Here is a 2612-nt window from a genome sequence, read left to right as displayed (position 1 = left end):
GTCGACGGCTGGTTCAGATTCCGTACCGGCGCCGGATGTGGCGTGGCAAGGCGAAGGGATTCTGGTAGTCGGGGTCGTCCCACGGTTCTGGCGCGGGGGTTTTCGGTGGAACGGGCCCGCCGACGGCGGTTGACACTGTGGTGTCTTGTTGTGTGGGTGTGGGTGCTGCTTCCTCCGCAATGAGGAAACGGAGTATCGACGAGACGGCAGGATCATCGGTGAGTGGTCGCCGATGATCGGCAACCTGCTCCTTGGCCTGATCGAGTGCCTGCGAGTGCGCGAAGACGATCGTCTTCGCGAGTGCCTGATCCGCGAGCTCCAGCCCGGTGATACGGCCGTCGGCCGCGACTTCGATCCGAACCCCTGCGATCTTGATCGTGCCGCGGATCCGGTCGATGGCTTCTTGCGCACGGCGCGCCTTCTGTGCGATCTCCTCGAACCGGCGCTGTGCCGAGCCTGACACGTGGGACTCCTCCGGAGGGTGGACGGCTGGCGGACTGCGTTTGTCGGAGCCTTCAGGCCCCAGTACTTGATACTTCGTTGCCGAGCGCCAGATTTCCGCATGGGAATTCATCTCAGGCGTTGAGCCGACCTTCCATCCCCGGGCCGGAGGCGCCGGTCCTTGGATCGCCATGGGTTTGCTGCCTGGTGAAGGGCTGTGGACGAAGCGGTTGGTAATGTCCAACTCGAATAACCGGTTGGTCAGCTGGGGAGGACCTGTGGCGGAGTTGCTGCAAGCGGATATCGACGAGCTCCACAACGTTGCGAACACGCTTTCCGGAGCGGCGACGAACATCTTGAACATCAAGGCTGCTGCGGCTGCCGCGGGCATCGGTGCGGCGTTGCCGGGGAGTGGCCTTGATGCGGTGTGCGCTCAGGCCGGCCAGTTCGTCGATGGTGCGTATCAGCGCGTCGCTGGAAAGCTCGACCAGGTATCCATGGCCGTCGGGCGGTGTGCCACCACCATCCATGAGACCGATGCCCACTTCGCGGACGAGATGCGCAAGTTCGACGTTCACCGCGCTGGGAGTCGATGACATGCTGCTACCCGATGTGGAGAAATGGCGGCTGTCCGCGCTGACCGACTTCGCAACCGCCCTCGCGTCCGCGAACAATGAGACATTCCAGGTCAATATCGACAAGCCCCGCAACTTCTTCGCCAATCTGGGCTCGTCCTGGCAGGGAGCTGCCTACAACGCCGCCTACGATCGTGTCGATGCCGATCACACTCAGGCGCGCAGGGTTTGGGCCTACATCGACGACTTGATCACCGAAATCCTCAGTGCCGCTTCAGATATCGACTCAAATCGCACCGTGGTGTTGGGGAAGGTGGCAGATGCCCGCGGTAGTGGGCTGACGGTGGCGGACAACTGGGTTGTCTGCGAGAAGGACGGGGTTTCCGCCGAAAACATCAAGGCCAAGCAGGATGCGATCGACGGCGCCCTGCATCCGTTCAACGACGCGGTCGAGAAGGCGCGAACGAAGATCAGCGAGGCTGCGGAACTTGTCCGCGGCGCCGGGGATTTGTTCGGCTCGGACCTCGATGTCGGTGACGCGGCGGCACAGGGCGGGCGCCTGGGCGCGGAGGATGGCAGGGCGGTTGCCGATGCTGTCAAGAACGGCGACACTGCCAAACTCGACGAGATCGGGTCTCGTCTGCCGGTCGCAGTGCTGACGCCGGACCAGAAGCAAGCGCTGATCGAAGGAAGGGACGTCCCGTCGCTGCCGGCTGAGGTACAGGACTATTACAAGGAATTCTTCGCCAACGCGGGCAGGGATGGAGTGCTCGGCTTGAGTGACCGCCTGGACGCGCGCGCTACAGCGGGGCCTGGGCATCCCGTAGACACGATGGCCGCCTCGCAGCAGCAAGGCCTGGCCGATGGCATGTTGGCGGTCACCAACGAGCACCTCGGTACCGGCACCGGACCGGACGGAAAGCTCATCTCACCGGGCTCCTACACGAATCTTCCGACGGACATCCGGCAATTGATCTCAGGTCGGGTCTTCGACAAAACCGGCGGTCAGATCGCGGGACCGGATGGGATCGTCAAGGACATTCACCAGCGAGAACAGCTGGCGAATCTGGTGTCGAAGGCGAGTCCTGGCACCGTCGGCGGGAAGACCTTCAGCATGGAGGTAGCACGTCAGGGTGCGAGTCTTGCTCGGTATCTGAACGAGAGTGAGAAGCCCCTGTACGGCGGTCACTTGCCCCCTGATTTCGGTCCTGATGACAAAGGGAAGATCGAGGCCGCGGCGAACAGGTTCCTCGGTGTCGGTGAACGTAACCATGAAGCCGATTACCAACTGTTGACCGGTAGGGACTCGAATACCGGAGCGCGGATCCCCAACGATCTTTCCTTCGGTTCCGGAGGCGACGAATTTCATCCGGCCAAGGGGAATTATGATCCCAAGGAATTCGCTCGAGATGTTTTCGGGCATACGTGGGACGATCGTGGTCGAACTGCTTCCGGATTATTCGACTGGGCTGCGAGCAATAGCCACGACGAAGGGAGCGTCGGCGATCTGTCGCGCAAGATGCTTACCAGCCTGCCGGAGGTTTTTGCGCCAGATCATGGGAAAGTGGACATTCAAGGAACATCGTTCTACAACGA

At 61.9% G+C, this 2612-nt stretch carries 3 protein-coding genes; 2 read left to right on the top strand and 1 reads right to left on the bottom strand.

All coding sequences use genetic code 11. The features are described from left to right. Positions 1–13 precede the first annotated feature (13 nt). A complete protein-coding gene (locus ACWELQ_RS43360) occupies positions 14–463 on the bottom strand; it encodes a hypothetical protein (protein ID WP_452402793.1) in 450 nt (149 codons plus the stop codon). Between the two features lie 256 nt (positions 464–719). Between ACWELQ_RS43360 and ACWELQ_RS43355 the strand changes: the two genes are divergently transcribed. Both ACWELQ_RS43355 and ACWELQ_RS43350 read left to right on the top strand, forming a co-directional pair. Then, the gene (locus ACWELQ_RS43355; protein WP_452402792.1) at positions 720–1037 is read left to right on the top strand and encodes a hypothetical protein; all 318 of its coding nucleotides are present in this window, start codon (positions 720–722) and stop codon (positions 1035–1037) included. A gap of 1 nt (position 1038) precedes the next feature. Next, positions 1039–2612: TPR repeat region-containing protein (locus ACWELQ_RS43350; RefSeq protein ID WP_452402791.1), on the top strand; the 1574-nt coding region annotated here is incomplete at its 3' end.

It is taken from the genome of Nocardia sp. NPDC004722 (genome assembly GCF_053601505.1).
This window is presented reverse-complemented; position numbering and strand designations above follow the sequence as displayed.